This window comes from Nocardia sp. NPDC052254, from assembly GCF_040679495.1.
Lineage (GTDB): Bacteria > Actinomycetota > Actinomycetes > Mycobacteriales > Mycobacteriaceae > Nocardia.
In genome coordinates, this window is sequence record NZ_JBFAUW010000009.1 from 269,386 (window position 1) to 286,238 (window position 16,853).

A 16,853-nucleotide genomic window follows, 5' to 3' on the forward strand; every position below is an offset into this window, starting at 1 on the left:
CGGATCGGATCACGGAAGGCGAGACTGATGACGCACACCCCACAACACCCACACCACCCGGACGGAATCCTGGGCGAGCGACGGGCCGATATCGCGACCATGCTGCTCGACCGGCTCGGTGACCAGCGGCTCGGCCTTCGCACCCGCGATACCGACTGGACCTGGGACGAGGTGGCTCGCGAGTCGGCCGCTCGCGCGGAGCTGGCGCGGTCACTGCGGCACGACGGCCCGTTCCACATCGGCGTGCTGCTGGACAATGTGCCGGACTTCGTCTTCTGGCTCGGTGCGGCGGCGCTGTCGGGCGCGACACTCGCCGGGCTGAATCCGACCCGGGGCAACCCCCAGCTGGCCGCCGACATCCGATATGTGGACTGCCAGCTGATCGTCACCAACACCGCGGGGATGAATCGGTTGCGGGAGCTCGACACCGGGCTGGCGCAGGATCGGTTCCTCGTCGTCGACGATCCCGGATACCGGGCGCGGATCGAGGCTCATCGCACCGAACCCGCGTCCTGCGCCGGACCGGACGCGCTGATGCTGCTGCTGTTCACCTCCGGCACCACCGGCACCTCCAAGGCGGTGCGCTGCACCCAGCGGCGCCTCGCGGTGATGGCCTACGCCGCGACGGAGAAGTTCGGTCATGTGCGCGAGGACGTCGACTACTGCTGTATGCCGCTGTTCCACGGCAATGCCATCATGGCGCTGTGGGCACCGGCGCTGTCGGTGGGCGCGACCGTGTGCCTGACCCCGAAGTTCTCGGCATCCGGTTTCGTGTCGGATGTCCGGTACTTCGGCGCGACCTTCTTCACCCACGTCGGCAAGGCCCTCGGCTATCTGCTCGCCACCCCGGAGACCCCGCTCGACGCCGACACCAGTCTGGTGCGGGCCTTCGGAACCGAGGCGTCGGTGGCCGATCAGGCGGAGTTCCGCCGCCGCTTCGGTGCCGAACTGTATGAGGGATACGGATCCAGTGAGGGTGCGCATCTGGCCGCGCTGGACCCGCAGGCCCCGCCCACAGCTCTGGGCCGGCCCGCCCACGCCGGGGTCGCGGTGGTGAATCCGGATACCCTGCGCGACTGCGCCCCCGCCGAAATCGACGAACACGGCCGGGTCCGCAATCCCGACGACGCGATCGGCGAAATGGTCGACAAGGCCGGCGCGCTGAGCTTCGAGGGGTATTACAAGAACGAGACCGCCGATGCCGAGCGGATCCGCAACGGCTGGTTCTGGACCGGCGACCTGGGCTACATCGATACCGGCGGGTTCCTGTACTTCGCGGGCCGCAAGGGGGACTGGTTGCGCGTCGACGGCGAGAACACCTCGACCCTGATGATCGAGCAGGTGCTGCGTCGTCATCCCCGCGTCGTCGCGGCGGCGGTGTTCGGGGTACCCGATCCACGCTCGGGTGATCAGGTCATGGCCGCGGTGGAAGTCGCCGATCCGGATGCCTTCGATGTGCGCGAGTTCGCCGAATTTCTCTCCACCCAGGACGATCTCGGGAGCAAGGGGGCCCCGCGCCTGCTGCGGGTCTCGGCGAATCTACCGGTGACCGGGTCCAACAAGGTGCTCAAGCGTGAACTCCAGCAACAGGGTTGGCGCACCGACGAACCGGTGTATCGGTGGATCGGCCGCGGCGCACCGGAGTACCACCTCATGAGCGCGGCCGATCAGCAGGCGCTGGAGTCGGAATTCGCGGCCTTCGGCAGGCAGCGCATGTTGTGAACGCGACCTCCGCCCGCCGCTCAGTCGGGCAGCCGCGACATCTCGATGAGGGTCAGTCCCAGCGCGTCGACGCGGGCCAGCACGCCCCGCACGGCGGTGTTGTCGGGCATCGATCCGAACAGTGTGGTCGTACCGGCGGTGGATATCTCGCTGCGATTCAGATCGGGGAAGGCGGCCAGGGCGCGCTCGGACAGCTCGCCTTCGATGACGAACCGGTATCGAATGTCCTTCGGCATATCGGGCCTGCCTCTCCGTCGCCGGCGCGCGCGGCCGCTGGGGCTTTCCTCGTCGCCGAGTCTGGTCCGCGCGTCTCGGTGCCCGCTTCATCCGATCGGGATGATCTGGACCCGGCCGGTTCGGCCGGGCGCGGACGCCCCGATCGACCCGTACGGCCCGGGCTCACCCGCAACGTGTGACGAACGGGCGTCCAGGTGGTGAACGCGGGCGCCGGTTCATGAGGTGCGGCGCAACGGTTTCGGACGATTTCGTACCGACACGGCGACGATCGGGTGCGAGTCGCTGCATCGGGGCTCCACTGGCCATACCGTGGAGTCATGCGCACTATGGTCCATCTGGTGCTGTTCGCCTGTGGTGTCGCGATGGCGATCGGCGCTTTCGGTCCGTTCATCGGCATCGTCGAGGTCCGCCACATCCGGCTGACCGACATCCGCGACGGTTTCGCCACCGGAATACCGCTCGACGGACTGCAGGCGCAGGCGCCGCAGCTGCGCGAGTCCTACACCGTGGTGCTGCTGATCGTGGCCCTGGTGATGTTGCTGGCCGGACTGTTCGGCTCGCGAATTCTGGGCTGGCTCGGTGTGCTGGCCGGGGTGGCCGCGCTCGCCGTTCCCGCGTGGCGCTTGAACGAGCGATTCGGCGACCTCCTGCGCGACGACTACCGGCATCTGCTCTCCGGGACCTGGGGGTTGTACCTGTTCGGCGGCGGGCTGGTCGTCGCGATCCTGGCTTTGCTCGTACCGGGGGAGCGGCCGCGCCGGCGCGTCCCGGCGGCGGCGCCCCGGGGGCAGGCGGGCCGGGCCTCTCACTGAGCTCACTGCTCGTTCACAGGTAGCTGTGGACTCCATTGGGCTCAATGGGAACCGTGACAACACTCGTCGACCACGCATCGGTGGTCCCACCAGAGCCCGCCGGTCCGGCAACCGGTGCCGCGGGCAGCCGTAGCGCCACCGAACGTGCCGGTCTGGCCGCACTGCTGATCGCCGCGACGGTGATGTACCTGTGGAACATCACCGTCGACGGAATGGGTAATCAGTTCTATGCCGGCGCGGCGTGGGCGGGCTCGAAGAGCTGGGAAGCGCTGTTGTTCGGATCGCTCGATCCGGCCGATTTCATCACCGTCGACAAGCCCCCGGTGTCCCAATGGGTGATGGGCCTGTCCGGACGGATCTTCGGTTTCTCCAGTGCGAGCATGCTGATCCCGCAGGCGCTGATGGCGGTGGCCGCGGTCGCTCTGCTCTACGGCGCGGTCCGCCGGATCACCGGCAACCCGGCGATGGCGCTGCTCGCGGGCACCGCGCTGGCCCTGACACCGGTCGCGGCGCTGATGTTCCGGTTCAACAACCCGGATGCGGTCATGGTGCTGCTCATGATGACCGCCGCCTACGCCACCGTTCGCGCGCTCGAGCGCGCCTCCACGAGGTGGCTGGTGCTGGCCGGCGCCGCGCTGGGCCTGGCCTTCCTCGCCAAGATGCTCGAAGGTCTCATGGTGCTGCCCGCACTGGGGCTGGCCTATCTGGTGGCCGCGCCCAATCCGTTGCGCACCCGGCTGCTGCAACTACTGGGCGCACTGGCCGCACTCGTGGTCTCCAGCGGGTGGTATGTGGTGCTGACATTGCTGTGGCCCGCGTCGAGCCGGCCCTATCTGGCCGGGTCGACCGACAACAACTTCATGAATCTCGTGCTCGGTTACAACGGGTTCGCGCGGGTGCTGGGACGCAATCACGGTGGCGGGGGTGGCAACGCCCCCGCGGCGGCACCCGCGCACGCGGCGGCGGGCGACCATCCCGGTTTCGGCGGTTTCGGCGGTCAGGTGCACGGCGTGCAGCGACTGTTCACCGGTGAATTCGGCTTCGAGATCGGCTGGTTGCTGCCCGCGGCCCTGCTGGCGTTCGTGCTGGTCCTCGTTTCCCGGGGGCGTGCGCCGCGGACCGATCGGATGCGCGCGGGCGCACTGGTCTTCGGCGGCTGGATCATCATCGACGGGGGCGTGCTGAGCTATATGAACGGCATGGTCCACCCGTACTACTGCCTGTCGATCGCCCCCGCCGTCGCCGGCATGTTCGCGATCGGCGTCGCCGAGATGTGGCATCGGCGCGACACCACCTTCGGCCGATTCGGCACGGCCGCGCTGCTCGCACTCACCGGGGTGTGGAGTTTCGTTCTGCTGCATCGCAACAGCGCCTGGCATCCGGAACTGCGCTGGTCGATCCTGGTGGTGACGATCGCCGCCGCGGTCGCGCTCACGGTGCCCCGGACTCATCGCGCGCATCGCCACCTCGCGGCGGTCGTCCTGACGGCCGGTCTGGTCGCAAGCCTGGCGGGGGCGGCGGCCTACTCGTTCGTCACCGTCGCGACCGCGCACTCCGGTGGTGGACCGACCGTCGGTCCCGCGCAGGCGGGCGGGCGCGGCGGTATCGGCCAGAGCCGGCCGAATTCGCAGCTCGCGGCGATGCTGAAGGGGACGAACGCCACGTGGGCCGCGGCGACGAACGGCTCATCCGCCGCGGCCGGGCTCGAATTGGCCAGCGACAGGGCGGTGATGGCCATCGGCGGGTTCTCCGGCAGTGATCCCGCTCCGACGCTGGCGCAATTCCAGGCCGATGTGCGCGACGGGAAGGTCGCCTATTACGTCGTGCAGGCCGACGGCCGGAACCAGGGCGCGCCGGATGCCGGCGACCAGACCGGCGCCGCCCCCCGCACCCCCGGATCGAGCGCCCGCGATCATGGTGCGGTCGACGGCCGTGCGACGGCCCGGCAGCCGGCGGCGGCCGGTGCGGTGCCTGCGCCGGAGAACGGTGCGAACACCGGCGGACCGGGCGGTTACGGACGCAATCGGCATACCGACATCACCGACTGGGTCACCGCGAACTTCCCCGCGCAGCACATCGACACCGCCACGGTCTACCCCCTGACCGGGTACCACGGCTGATCACGGAAAGGCCCGGCGCGGCGCGTGAAGCGCTGTCCGCCGGGCCTTCTCGGATCCGGTCGCGCCGCGACCCTCGCCGGCACGGGCCCGGCGAGCGCGGCTCAGGACTTGACGACGGTGACGAGATCGATCAGTGACTGACGGTGCTCGTCGTCGCCCACCGGGACGCTCCCGAGCGCGCGGATGTAGGCGGGCAGGGAGATACGTTCGCCGGTCCAGCCGCGCTCGGCGAACCAGGCGGTCGCCTCGTCTCGCGGTTCGTTGTAGATCAAGCGCACCCATTCCGCGCCGGCCGTGTCATCGGCGGCCAGCGCGGCCGCGGTGTCGGCGGGCAGCGGATCCATCTGCTCGATCGCGGCCCGGCTGCCGGATGCGCTGAGTGTGTTCAGGGCGTCGAACAACTGGTCCTGGGCGGCCGGGGTCAGATAGATCAGCAGGCCCTCGATCAGCCACGCGGTCGGCTGCGCGGCATCGAAACCACGGCCGCGCAACGCATTCGGCCAGTCTCCCCGCAGGTCGACCGCGACCTCGCGACGGTCGGCGAGCGGCTGTTTCCCGGCCGAGGTGAGGGTTCGGTGCTTGAACTCCAGCACCGATGGCCGGTCCAGCTCGTACACCGTCACCCCGTCCGGCCATGGCAGCCGGTAGGCCCGCGAATCCAGGCCCGCGGCGAGGATGACGATCTGCCGGATACCGCTGGTGACCGCCGTGCGCAGATAGTCGTCGAAATAGCGGGTCCGGGCCAGCTGGTGCTGTTGGAACTGGGCCCCGAAGTCCGGAGTCAGCAGTGGATGGTCCGGCACCCGACCGGCCAGCAGATCCGCCCACTCACCACCGGCGGCCGAGACGAACAGCTCGGCGAACGGATCGGTGGCGGGTGCGTCGTGTGCGCGTCCGCCCAGTGCGCGAGCCGCCGCGACGAACAACGCCGTGGATCCGACACCGGTGTTGATATCCCAGGAATCCTCGTCGGTACGCATACTCGCCAACCTACCCACCTGATTTGCCGGCAGATAGCCCACGAGGCGTCCGGAATCCGTCACGAACCCACGATCCGCCGTGGCTGCCATCTCGTCGAAGCGCGGCGGTGGCAGCCCGGCCGGATACCACCTCGGCGCGCAACACGATCACGCTGCCGACGGTCCGCATCGGCTACCGGTGTGCGCCTGCGTGTTCCAGTAGTTCGGCGGTCGCGGCCCACACGCGTCGCTCCCGATCGCGATCGTGCGCGATCGGCCGGACCTCGGTCTGTCGCGTCTTGACCACGAACGCCCCGTCGCGCAGGTGCGCCCAGGTGTCGTCGAGGGCGATCGCGGCCAGCAGTGGTCCCGAGCGCTGGGGTGTCGACACACCGGGCAGCCGGCCCAGGGCCCGCCCCACCGCCTGGACGGCCGCGGGCGCGCCACGCCCGAGGGCGGTACCGGGCATCCACCCGGGTTCGAACACCGACACGTGGATCCCGGCGTCGACGTGGCGTTGGAGTTCGTGCGCGTAGTACAGGATCGCCAGCTTGGCATTGGAGTAGGCGACACCCGAGGTGGTCATGTCCGGAGTTCGCTCCGCGGGGGCCGGGCGAGCGAGTTCGACGGGGTCGGCCCACTCGGCTTCGGCTACGTTCAGCAGCTTGCGCCAGACGTTGGCGTGGTAGGTGTTCGAACCGAGCAGCACGATCCGCGCCGGTGCGGTGAACGTGTCGAGCAGATCGCCGATGAGCTGCGCGTGGGCGAGATGGTTGACGGCGAAGGTCGTCTCGTAGCCGTCCGGCGAGGCCTGCCGGGTGTCGTTCGACATGATGCCCGCGTTGGCGATCAGTGCCCGTAGTGGCCGGACGGCGCCGGTGGCGAGCAGGTTCCGTACGGTGGCCGCGGCCGCACGCACGTCGGCCAGGCGCGAGAGATCGCAGCCGATCTCGTGGACGCGGGCACCACGGGCGCGGGCTTCGTCGGCGACGGCGGTCAGCTCCGGACCGGACCGGCCGACCAGCAGGAGATCGGGGCGCCGGTCCTGCGGGCGGGCGGCCATGGCGAGCGCGGTGTGGCGGCCCAGATTACGCGTCGGGCCGGTGATGAGAACGGTTCCGGTTTCGGTCATGGCTCGAGCCTGCGCGTTCGACCCGGCCGTAGACAGTCGTCCGGTTGTCGTAGGACTGCCAGGGCCAGGACAAAACGATGCGGGCTCGCGCAGACTGGAGTGCGTGCAAGCGTGGGAGTTCGGCCGGACGGTGCGCCGCTGGCGTGACCGGGTGTCACCCGAGGCCGTGGGAGTGCCGGTGGGCACCCGCCGCCGGGCCGCCGGATTGCGCCGCGAGGAACTGGCCGCACTCGCCGGCATCTCCGCCGACTACCTCACCCGCCTCGAACAGGGGCGCGCCACCGCGCCGTCGGCGCAGGTGGTGGAGTCGCTGGCGCGGGCGCTGCGCCTGTCCGACACCGAACGTGACCTGCTCTACCGGCTGGCCGGACACGCCGCCCCCGGCCCGGATGTCGTGCCGACGCGACTGCCCCCGAGTGTGCAACGGCTGCTGGACCGGTTGTCGCACACCCCGGTGGTCGTCTACGACGCGAGTTGGACGCTGGTTCTGGCGAATGCGCCCTACAACGCGCTCATGGGCGACACCACCGGCTGGCGCGGCCTGGAGCGAAACGCTGTCTGGCGCAACGTCACCCGCCTTAAGTCACGCGTCGTGCACACGCCGCGGGAGCAAGCCGAGCACGAGGCCCGCCTGGTGGCCGATCTGCGCCTGACGGCCGCGCGCTATCCCAGCGACCGCACACTGCGCCACCTGATCGCGGACCTGGTCTCCGGCAGCCCGCGCTTCGCCCAACTCTGGGACGCCGAGACCCCGCAGCCGGGAAACGGCCCGTCCAGGCACAAGACGATCGAGCATCCGGCCGTCGGCCGGATCACCCTGGAGTGCGACACCCTGCTGGTCGCCCTCGACGACCTGCGCATCTCCGTCTACACCGCCGAGCCCGGCACCGAAGACGCCGACCGTCTGGACCTCGCTGTCGTCCTGGGCACCCAAGCGCTGACTCCGTGACCGCGAATCGATGACCGGGCGGCCGGTGGGCCCCTGATGATCGAGCACGCGCGACGCGAATTCACCCCGTGGACACCGGATCACGCGGCTCTCTCGCAAGTCCGGGATCCGCTGGTCCGCGCGCTGGGGTGTGAGCCCCGCGGTGAAGGGCCCCGCGCCGGATTACGTCAACTCAGCGTCATCCGACGGAATCGTGGCGACGCCGGTGACAGCCATGCTGATCACGTGTCCGGAATCGCGAACCACGCACCGGACACGGTTGTCGACCGGCCGCACCGCGGCCGGCCACCGCACCGGTTTCGAGGAGTTCCCATGACCACGGTCCGTTTTCATCTCATCTCGACCCTGACCCCCGCCGAGGTCGTGCGGGTACTCACCGATTTCGGTCCCGCGCGGGCTCAGGTGTGGCCGTCGATCGATGCCGAGCATTTCATCGTGCACGACCGGGGCGAGGGATGGGCCGAAGTCACCGAGGGCACCGCGGCGGCCTGGGAGCGTGCCCGCTACGACTGGGATCCGGCGGGCGACACCGTCACCGTCACCACCCTGGATTCGAAACTCTTCGGCGCGGGCGGTGGCTGGGTCTTCCGTGCCACGCCCGCGCCGGAGGGCACCCGTGTCGAGGTCGAACTGACCCGCACACCGCAGGCCGTCAAGGGCAAGCTCCTGGCCGCACTGCTGCCCCTGGCCGGCCCGTCCTCGCTGCGCAAATCGTTTCGAGTTCCGTTGCAGGCGGCCTGATTCCGAGGCGGCCATCGGGGTCAGGCCTCGACCTCCCACACGAATCCGTCCGGATCGGTGAAGGAGCCGAGGGGGCTGCCGACGGCCATCCGATGCGATCCGGAACCCTCCACCGGGACGCCCGCATCCTTGGCGGCGGCCTTGCGACCGTAGAGCGCGAGCTTGACCGACCCGGCCGGGGAGTCGAATTCGGCGTACTTCCCGCCGAAACTCTTCGCCACGGTCAAGCCGCGCTCCACGTAGAACTGCTTGGTCGCCTTGACACTGTCGACTCCGAGCAGCAGCACGAAGTCGTCGACCTCGCGGGTTGCCGGACCGGTGTCCTTCTTCGCCGAGGTCGCGATCTTCCAGACCGCGCCGTCGGGGGCCTGCACGACGCCGCCGTACCCCCAGAAACTCTTCTTGGCCGGCTTGACCGTCGTGGCCCCCGCCGCCACCGCGGAACCGATGAAGCTGTCCACGATGTTCGGCTGTGACACGACGAGCGAGAGGATGTAGCCGCGGAACCCGCTCGTCTCCGAGGTCGCCTTCCGGACCCGGAGCCGATCGCCGAGGCCGAAGGCGGCGTCGTAGAAGGCGGCGGTGGCAGCGGGATCCGTGGACTCGATGGTGACCGATGCGATGGTGCTCTGATCAATGGTGTTGTTCATATCGGCAACGTTATCGGCGACCCCGTCCCCGGTGCTTCTCGATTCCTGATCACTGTGCGCACGGGTGCGAGCACTAGAACTCGACGGGGTCCCGCACGATCGGGCAGGTCATACAGTGGCCGCCGCCGCGACCGCGACCGAGTTCGGCGCCGACGATCGTGATCACCTCGACACCTTGCCGGCGCAGTGCGGTGTTGGTGTGGGTGTTGCGGTCGTAGGCGAAGACCACACCGGGCTCCACGGCCACGAGGTTGTTGCCGCTGTCCCACTGCTGACGTTCGTTGGCGTAGTAGCCGCCGCCGGTCTCGACGACCCGCAGGGCGGGCAGACCCAGCGCCTTGGCCACGACGTCGAGGAACGGGGCCGATTCGTCGGTCACCTCGACCACACCCTTGTCGCCGGGACGCAGCGAGAACGCGTGGATGGCGTGGACGATGTCGGGGAAGATCGTGACCAGATCACGGTCGGCGAAGGTGAAGACCGTATCCAGATGCATGGCCGAGCGCAGTTTCGGCATGCCGGCGGCGATCACCAGCTCCGCCGCGCCGTTGTCGAACAGGACCTGCGCCACCTGGCTGACGGCCTGCCGGGAGGTGCGCTCGCTCATCCCCACCAGCACCACACCGTTGCCGACCGGCATCACATCGCCGCCCTCGAAAGTGGCCAGGCCCCAATCCTTTTCCGGATCACCCCACCAGATCCGGGAACCGGCGAAATCCGGGTGGAAGGTGTAGAGCGCCTTCATCAGCAAGGTCTCGTCGTGGCGCGCGGGCCAGTACAGCGGATTGAGCGTGACCCCGCCGTAGATCCAGCAGGTGGTGTCGCGGGTGTAAAGGGTGTTCGGCAGCGGCGGCAGCAGATATTCGCGGACCCCGCCGTCCTCACGCGCCAGGGCACGGTATCCGGTGGCGAATTCGGCGGGCAGATCGGCCACCGCCAGCCCGCCGATGAGATAGGTCGCCAGCGCGCGGTCGTCGAGTCCGCCCAGATGGGCGCGAGTGTCCTCGATCAGGCCCGGCCCGACCTGATCGGCGGTGACGACGCGGTCGAACAACCAGTCCCGGGCGCCCGGCACCGCCAGCGTCTCGGCGAGCAGATTGTGCAGTTCGACGACCTCGACGCCACGGTCGCGCAGTTCGGTCATGAAATCGAGGTGATCGCGCTTGGCGTTCTGCACCCACAGCACATCGTCGAACAGCAGGTCGTCGCAGTTGGTGGGGGTGAGCCGGTCGTGGGCCAGCCCGGGTGCGCAGACCAGCACCTTGCGCAGGGTGCCGACCTCGGAGTGCACACCGTAGGCGGCCGATCGACGGGTGTCGCTCATGGTGGTCCCTTCTAGATGGTGATGTGACCGGTTGCGAGACCGATGATTCCGGCGACGGCACCGGCGACGGACACCATCAGCAGCACCGCTTCCCACGGTCCGAACAACCGTTTGCCCTGTTCGCGGCGTGCGAGCACGAACAGGATGGTGCCCGGGGCGTAGATGATGAACGACAGCAACAGGAATTCGAGCCCGGCGACCACGATCATGAACGCGGTGTAGAACGTCGCCAGGCCCGCGACCAGCAACTCCCGGCCCCGGTCCTGCGGGCGGATCGCGACATAGGTTTCGCGCGTGACCGCCAGCTTCAGCGCGTAGGCCGCGGCCAGCAGATACGGCACCAGCGACAGCGCGCTGCACAATTTGAGGGTGAAGGTGAACGCGTCCTCGGAGAACAGCGTGGTGAACAGGACGACCTGGATCAGCACCGAGGTGAGCGTCAGCGCGACCACCGGAACGTTGTGCCGGTTGACCCGGCCCAGGAACGAGGGCATGTCGTCGTCGGCCGCGGCCACATACAGGACCTCGGCCGCCATCAGGGTCCAGGCCAGATAGGCGCCGAGTACCGAGACGATCAACCCGATACTGATGAACCAGGCGCCCCAGGTGCCGACCGCCGATTCGAACACCGGTGACATCGACGGTTGTTGCACGGTGGACAGCTCGCCACGCGGCATGATGCCGTAGGACACCATCGTCACGGCCGCGAAAATGGCCAGCACACTGACGAATCCGAGGACGGTCGCCCGCCCGATGTCGGCGCGTCTGCGGGCGTACCGGGAGTACACGCTGGCGCCTTCGATGCCCAGGAACACGAAGACCGTCACCAGCATCGTGGAGCGGACCTGCTCGTGCAGAGGATCCGAATTGGCCTGCCCGCCATGGAAGTTCTCGGCGAATACGCCGGGGTCGAAGTAGAACAGCAACACCACCACGAAGAACAGGATCGGGACGATCTTGGCGATGGTGACGATCTTGTTGATCGCCGCCGCTTCCTGCACCCCCCGCAGCACGATGAAGTGGAAGGCCCAGATGCACACCGTGGACAGCAGGACGGCCGGCACGGTGTTGCCCGCACCGAAGATCGGGAAAACCTGTCCCAGTGTCGATTTGATCAGTACCCAGTAGGACACGTTGCCCACACAGGCACTGGCCCAGTAGCCGAAGGCGGAGAAGAAGCCCGGGTATTCACCGAATCCCGCTTTCGCGTACGCGTAGACACCGGCGTCGAGATCGGGTTTGCGCACGGCCAGGGTCTGGAATACGAAGGCCAGCATCAGCATGCCGGTGCCCGCGATCGCCCAGGCGATCAACGCGCCGAGGCCGCCGGTCGCGGTGCCGAAGTTGCGGGGCAGGGAGAACACTCCGGCGCCGACCATCGAGCCGACGACCATCGCGGACAGGGTGAGCACCGGCATGGTCTTGGTCCCGGGCGCGCGCTCCTCCACCCTGGTCATCGAGATTCCCCGCTACCGCGCCTCCGCTCCGAGCCCTCGTCCGAACCGACGACGATGACATAAACCAGAAACCGGCACCACCATCGCAGCGTGTGAAACAGGTTGCGCTGGTCGATGCCGGCCAGGAGTGGATCGCTGGGGTCAGGCAAGCGCCTTGGCCTTGATTCGATCGAATTCTTCCCGCGTGATAGTTCCTTCTTCCAGCAATTTCTTGGCATCGGCAATTTGCGCGGCGCTGCTGGTTCCTGCTGTCTCCTTGATGTATTCGCGCTGCGCGGTATCGATACGCTGCGCTTCCTGTGCCGAACGCTGCGCCATGCCGCCGCCCCGCACGATGAGGTACACCAGCGACGTGATCAGCGGCAAGATGAACAGGAACACCACCCAGATCGCCTTCACCCAGCCGGAAGTCGTGTGATCACGGAACAGGTCGGTGATGATTGTGAACAACAGAATGAGATACGCGACGAAAGCGAAGCTCATGATGATAAGCCAGAACACATCCCAGAACGGCATGGCGACTCCTTCTCGGTGGACCGTAACCGGCACACTGACAGTTAATTCCACAGTAAATCACGATGCCAGGCCTGGAAAAGGTAAATCAGACGGTGGGTTTCGCGGCTGAATCAAGGCGGGCGACGCATTTCATCCGAAAGGGATGATGCACGAATGGGCCATTGGCAGCGGCTCGTGTGCGGTGCGTGCTCCGGATCAACGGATGCGGGTCGCCAGTGAGATCGGCGGGACGTACTCGCCGAGCGGGACGCGGTGCCACCGGGTGTGGTCGCGGCGGAATTCCTTGCGGGTGCTGAACCGGTACAGGTAGTGGCGGACCCGGACGTGGGTGGGCGGAGTGTCCGGAAACGGGTTGTGGCGCAGCAGTCGGAGTGTGGGCGGGTCGTTGGTCAGCAGGCGCTGCAGGAACGGACCGAGCCACGGGCGGGCGTAGGCCGGAGCGATGGCGGCGAACCACATCATCCAATCCAGGCGCAGGTGCCACGGCGCCCATTGGCGCGGAATCCGGTGTGGGTCGCCGGGTTTGCCCTTGAATTCGTATTCCTGCCACCGTGTCCCATCGCCGGGATCCGGATCACGGGTGCCCTCCACCACCAGCTCGAACCGTGTGCGTTCGATGCGGCCGAAAGCGCCATAGGTGTTGACCAGGTGATAGTGATCGAAACTGGCGTTCATCCGCTGGTGGGACGAGGCCAGATTGCGTATCGGCCGATAGCTGAGCACGACCACCATGACGGTGAACGCGAGTACCGCGGCGATGAACCAGGGTGGCGCGCCGGGCATGTCCGGCCGCGCCGGCAACGGCAGTGCGGTCCCGGCGGTCCGAGCGTCGATCGCGGTAGCGGCCAGCAGGATCGTCAACCAGTTCAGCCAGGCGAAATTGCCCGACAGGATCAGCCACAGCTGGGTCACGACGATGACGCCCGCGGCGGCGCTCGCGATCGGCTGCGGGGTGAACAACGCGAACGGCACGACGAGCTGGGCGACGTGGTTCGCGGCGACCTCGACGCGATGCACGGGCCGGGGCAGCAGATGGAACAACCGACTCAGCGGCCCCGGCATCGGCTGGGTCTCGTGGTGGTAGTACAGGCAGGTCAGATCGCGCCAGCACGGGTCGCCGCGCAGCTTGACCAGACCGGCGCCGAACTCCACCCGGAACAGCAGCCAACGGGCCAGCCACAAGACCAGAATCGGCGGGGCGGTGCGGTCATTGCCGAGGAATACGGCGAGAAATCCGGTCTCGAGCAGCAGCGATTCCCAGCCGAACGCGTACCAGACCTGACCCACGTTCACGATCGACAGATACAGCGCCCAGGCCAGTAGCCACAACAGCATCGCCGCCCACAGCGGTACCCGATCGCCGACACCTGCCGCCAGTGCGACCGCCAGTGCCGCGCCGAACCAGGCGAGGACCGCGAAGAACCGGTCGGAGTAGTACAGGTGGAAGATGCTCGGCGACTGCCTGACCGGCACGCGCGCCAGGAACCGCGGCACCGGCAGCATGCCCGACGCTCCGATCAGCGCGCGGAATTGCCGCCCCGCGCCGGCGAACGCCACGAGGTAGACGACCGCCAGGCCGCGCTGGAAAACTTCCCGCGCGAACCAGTATCCGGGTGCATCGAACCACTGCATGCACACCGCTTCCTCGGCTCCGGTGACCTGCACTCCAGTGTGGAATACCCGCTGGCTCGGTCTCGATGCCGTCGGTCGCTCAATCCTTGAAATACACCAGCTGGTGGGTGGTCGTCAGCGGAGTGCCGTCGGCACCCCACAGGTGGGCCGACTGATCGAAGAAGCCGCCCCCGAAGTGCTGGGCCCGGGCGGTGGCGAGAACCGGCCGGTCGCCGTGTCCGGCCAGCGGGGCGGCGTCGGCATGGAAGTACACCGTGAGCGATACCGTGCTCGCGGCGACCATGCGCCCCGCCCGCACCATGACCCGCGGAATGAAGATGTCGCTGAGCGCGGTGACCGCGAGGAAGTCCAGCGGCCGCGCGGGGGTGTCGCGCACCCACAGCGTGGTGGTCGAGTCCGGCTGCTCGCGCGGCTGCCCGGACAGTGGACCGCCGCCTTCGACGAATCGCATCTCGTAGTTGCGCATCCAGACCGGGAAATCCGGCGGATCCGCCACCTCGACGGATTCCGCCGGGGGAGCGGCGGGCGGACTGATTTCGGTATCGGACCAGGTCGGGCGGCGGGCACCGCAGACCACCGTCGCGGTGGTGGCGACCGAATCGTCCTGGCTCAGGGTCAGCATCCAGTGCTGGGTGCTGCGATTGGTGCGTACCGGACGGGCATCGATCGTGAACGGGCCCTCGGCGACAGGACCGGCGAAGTTGACGGTGAGCGACAGCGGCGGGGCCGAGCATCGCGGATCGTCGAGGACGGCGCGCAACACGGTGGCCGCGGTGACTCCGCCGAAGGGGCCCACCATGTTCGAGTACGGCGCGGACGTGTGCCCGAGGAAGCCGCCTTCGCTCGTGGCCGTCAGGCCGGTGGCGAGATCGAATGGGTGTGTGCGGATTTCGGTCGGATTCACGGTGCGGACTCCTTCGGTGGGCAACGATTCGGGCGGGTCATCCGGCCGTGGCCGGCGCGATCGTGGAACGCACCAGCGGGTCGAGTTGCTCGCCGATGCGATCCAGCGCCGCGGTACTGCGTTCGGCGCGGCACATCGCCACACCGCCCTCGAAGGCCGCCACGATCAGGGTGGCGGTGCGTTCGGCGGCGGCCGTTTCGGCGCCGTGATCGCGCAGCGACGATGTGAGGATCTCGATCCATCCGGTGAACGCGGCCGCGGCGGCGATACGCGCCGCGCCCTCGGCTTCGGGCACATCCTCGACCGATACCGCCAGCACCGGGCAACCCGCGCGGAAATCGCTGTCCACCAGATTCTTTCGCCACATGCGCAGGAAGGAGCGCAACCCCTCGACCGGACCTCGCCGCAGTTCGCGGGTCAGCCCGGCGGCGGTCAGCTCACCGGCGAGTGTGACGGCCTCGGCGGCCAGTTCGGCCTTGCCGCCGGGAAAGTAGTGGTAGGTCGACCCCAGCGGTGCGCGGGCGTGTTTGGCCAGATCGCGGACACTGGTGGCGGCCAGTCCGCGCCGGCGGATCATATCGGCCGCGCCGGCCACCAGTTTCCGTCGTGAGTCCTCGGTCGGACCGCTGGTCATTCGCACCTCCCGTCTATAACGACTGTAATATCGTAGCGCTCCGCACCTGTGGCCGGTGCCAACGGGTGCCGACCGGGCCCGTGGAGTACTCGACCGAAGCGTCCGAGGTTCTCGGCGCCGTTTCCGTGCGTGGTGCTTTCCCGATGCGGGGGCGGCGCAGTCGAATTCGTGCGCCGTCTCGATCCGCGGCCGGCCGGGAATGGCAAGCTGGCCGATATGGCCGACATCCGCTTGGAAATCTCCGAATCCATCGCCACCATCACGCTCGATCGCCCCGCGCGGCTCAACGCATTCACCACCGCGATGGGTGCGGAACTGATCGAGGCCTTCGACACCTGCGACCATGACGACCGGGTGCGGGCGATCATCGTCACCGGCGCGGGTCGCGCCTTCTGCGCCGGTGCGGATCTGTCCGAGGGAGCCGAGACCTTCGCCGCCGAGGCTTCCGAGATGTTCCGCGACGGCGGCGGCGAGGTCGCACTGCGGATGTTCGAATGCCACAAGCCGATCATCGCCGCGATCAACGGCCCGGCCGTCGGGGTGGGGATCACGATGACCCTGGCCGCGGATTTCCGCCTGGCGGCCGATTCCGCGCGCATCGGCTTCGTGTTCAACCGGCGCGGTATCGTCCCGGAATCCTGTTCGAGCTGGTTCCTGCCGCGTCTGGTCCCGATGCAGACCGCACTGGACTGGATCTACTCCGGCCGCATGGTCGAGGCGGCCGAGGCGGCCGACGCCGGGCTGTTCTACGGGCTGTACCCGGCGGCCGAACTGCCGGAGCGGGCCCGGGAGCTGGCGGGCCGGCTGACCGAACACTCCGCCCCCGTATCGGTGGCGTTGTCCCGGCAGATGTTGTGGCGCGGCCTGGGCGCCGAACATCCGATGATCGCGCACCGCGTCGAATCCCGCGGCATCAATCTGCGCGGTGTGAGTGCCGATGCGCGCGAGGGTGTTTCGTCGTTCCTGGCGAAACGGCCCGCCGAATTCCCCGACAGCGTCGAGCGCGATCTCCCCGACGTGTTCGGACCGGATCTCCCGATCCCGCCGTTCCGCGGCGCCTGAGC

16 protein-coding genes are annotated in these 16,853 nt (G+C 68.4%); 6 read left to right on the forward strand and 10 right to left on the reverse strand.

Translation table 11 applies throughout. The features are described 5' to 3' along the window. Window positions 1–27 precede the first annotated feature (27 nt). Window positions 28–1,722: an AMP-binding protein gene (locus AB0L57_RS23040; RefSeq protein WP_364965622.1), complete on the forward strand. Its 1,695-nt coding sequence runs from the start codon at window positions 28–30 to the stop codon at window positions 1,720–1,722. Between the two features lie 20 nt (window positions 1,723–1,742). On the opposite strand, the gene AB0L57_RS23045 is transcribed toward AB0L57_RS23040, so the two are convergent. Further along, window positions 1,743–1,958 (reverse strand): hypothetical protein, encoded by a 216-nt coding sequence (locus AB0L57_RS23045; protein ID WP_364965625.1) that lies wholly within the window; start codon window positions 1,956–1,958, stop codon window positions 1,743–1,745. 318 nt (window positions 1,959–2,276) lie between these two features. Here AB0L57_RS23045 and AB0L57_RS23050 point away from each other — a divergent pair, with 318 nt between their 5' ends. Both AB0L57_RS23050 and AB0L57_RS23055 read left to right on the forward strand, forming a co-directional pair. Then, on the forward strand, window positions 2,277–2,771 hold the full coding sequence (locus AB0L57_RS23050) for a hypothetical protein (RefSeq protein ID WP_364965628.1): 495 nt from the start codon (window positions 2,277–2,279) through the stop codon (window positions 2,769–2,771). A 44-nt stretch (window positions 2,772–2,815) separates the two neighbouring features. Then, entirely contained in the window at window positions 2,816–4,891 is a 2,076-nt protein-coding gene (locus tag AB0L57_RS23055; protein ID WP_364965631.1) for a glycosyltransferase family 39 protein, read from the forward strand. A gap of 101 nt (window positions 4,892–4,992) precedes the next feature. On the opposite strand, the gene AB0L57_RS23060 is transcribed toward AB0L57_RS23055, so the two are convergent. Both AB0L57_RS23060 and AB0L57_RS23065 read right to left on the reverse strand, forming a co-directional pair. Beyond that, window positions 4,993–5,934 (reverse strand): SAM-dependent methyltransferase, encoded by a 942-nt coding sequence (locus tag AB0L57_RS23060; RefSeq protein ID WP_364965634.1) that lies wholly within the window; start codon window positions 5,932–5,934, stop codon window positions 4,993–4,995. Between the two features lie 109 nt (window positions 5,935–6,043). Beyond that, a complete protein-coding gene (locus tag AB0L57_RS23065) occupies window positions 6,044–6,982 on the reverse strand; it encodes an SDR family NAD(P)-dependent oxidoreductase (protein WP_364965638.1) in 939 nt (312 codons plus the stop codon). Between the two features lie 103 nt (window positions 6,983–7,085). Between AB0L57_RS23065 and AB0L57_RS23070 the strand changes: the two genes are divergently transcribed. After that, window positions 7,086–7,931 (forward strand): helix-turn-helix transcriptional regulator, encoded by an 846-nt coding sequence (locus AB0L57_RS23070; protein WP_364965641.1) that lies wholly within the window; start codon window positions 7,086–7,088, stop codon window positions 7,929–7,931. 312 nt (window positions 7,932–8,243) lie between these two features. Continuing rightward, a complete protein-coding gene (locus tag AB0L57_RS23075; RefSeq protein WP_364965644.1) occupies window positions 8,244–8,672 on the forward strand; it encodes a hypothetical protein in 429 nt (142 codons plus the stop codon). A 20-nt stretch (window positions 8,673–8,692) separates the two neighbouring features. Here AB0L57_RS23075 and AB0L57_RS23080 read toward each other — a convergent pair whose 3' ends face one another. From AB0L57_RS23080 to AB0L57_RS23110, 7 genes are all read right to left on the reverse strand, one after another. Beyond that, window positions 8,693–9,322, reverse strand: coding sequence for a glyoxalase (locus tag AB0L57_RS23080; protein ID WP_364965647.1), 630 nt, complete (start codon window positions 9,320–9,322; stop codon window positions 8,693–8,695). Window positions 9,323–9,395: 73 nt separating this feature from the next. Next, window positions 9,396–10,646, reverse strand: coding sequence for an arginine deiminase (locus AB0L57_RS23085; RefSeq protein ID WP_364965650.1), 1,251 nt, complete (start codon window positions 10,644–10,646; stop codon window positions 9,396–9,398). A gap of 11 nt (window positions 10,647–10,657) precedes the next feature. After that, window positions 10,658–12,103 carry a basic amino acid/polyamine antiporter gene (locus AB0L57_RS23090; protein ID WP_364965653.1) on the reverse strand — a complete coding sequence of 482 codons (1,446 nt, stop codon included), beginning with the start codon at window positions 12,101–12,103 and terminating at the stop codon, window positions 10,658–10,660. A gap of 141 nt (window positions 12,104–12,244) precedes the next feature. Then, window positions 12,245–12,619 carry an SHOCT domain-containing protein gene (locus tag AB0L57_RS23095; protein ID WP_364965656.1) on the reverse strand — a complete coding sequence of 125 codons (375 nt, stop codon included), beginning with the start codon at window positions 12,617–12,619 and terminating at the stop codon, window positions 12,245–12,247. A gap of 195 nt (window positions 12,620–12,814) precedes the next feature. Next, the gene (locus AB0L57_RS23100) at window positions 12,815–14,251 is read right to left on the reverse strand and encodes a lipase maturation factor family protein (RefSeq protein ID WP_364965659.1); all 1,437 of its coding nucleotides are present in this window, start codon (window positions 14,249–14,251) and stop codon (window positions 12,815–12,817) included. Between the two features lie 79 nt (window positions 14,252–14,330). Further along, window positions 14,331–15,107 carry a thioesterase family protein gene (locus tag AB0L57_RS23105; RefSeq protein WP_364965838.1) on the reverse strand — a complete coding sequence of 259 codons (777 nt, stop codon included), beginning with the start codon at window positions 15,105–15,107 and terminating at the stop codon, window positions 14,331–14,333. 85 nt (window positions 15,108–15,192) lie between these two features. Beyond that, on the reverse strand, window positions 15,193–15,789 hold the full coding sequence (locus AB0L57_RS23110) for a helix-turn-helix domain-containing protein (protein WP_364965662.1): 597 nt from the start codon (window positions 15,787–15,789) through the stop codon (window positions 15,193–15,195). A 216-nt stretch (window positions 15,790–16,005) separates the two neighbouring features. Between AB0L57_RS23110 and AB0L57_RS23115 the strand changes: the two genes are divergently transcribed. Continuing rightward, window positions 16,006–16,851: a crotonase/enoyl-CoA hydratase family protein gene (locus tag AB0L57_RS23115; RefSeq protein ID WP_364965841.1), complete on the forward strand. Its 846-nt coding sequence runs from the start codon at window positions 16,006–16,008 to the stop codon at window positions 16,849–16,851. Window positions 16,852–16,853 lie beyond the last annotated feature (2 nt).